This window comes from Bacillus sp. SIMBA_154, assembly GCF_046536015.1.
GTDB lineage: Bacteria > Bacillota > Bacilli > Bacillales > Bacillaceae > Bacillus > Bacillus pumilus_P.
In genome coordinates, this window is the sequence record NZ_JAWJBV010000124.1 from 1 (window position 1) to 330 (window position 330).

Genomic DNA, 330 nt, shown 5'->3' on the forward strand with positions numbered 1-330 from the left:
GGTTGGAAATTCGGTTGGTTAGCGGGGATATAACAGTGAATCAAGTTGCCAATCGCATACTGCTGAAGACGGTTAGCGGGAATATTAACGCTGAAAAGATAAGCGGCGATGTTCGTTTTGAGACGGTCAGTGGCGATATTAAGGATATAAATAACAGTGCTGACTCCGCAACTTACCAGTCTGTTAGTGGTGATATTACCAGTCAATCGGATTCTATTTCTGATTTTACGGCACAATCGGTTTCGGGTGATATTAGCGCAAAAGTCGGCACACTGAATAAGGCTAAGATGACTACGGTTAGCGGCGATGCAATATTAACTGCCGGTCTGT

At 44.2% G+C, this 330-nt stretch carries 1 protein-coding gene; it reads left to right on the forward strand.

The features are described from left to right. Positions 1-35 precede the first annotated feature (35 nt). Positions 36-330 (forward strand): DUF4097 family beta strand repeat-containing protein (locus R0K30_RS21405; protein ID WP_410612793.1); only part of this gene is annotated, 295 nt, incomplete at its 3' end.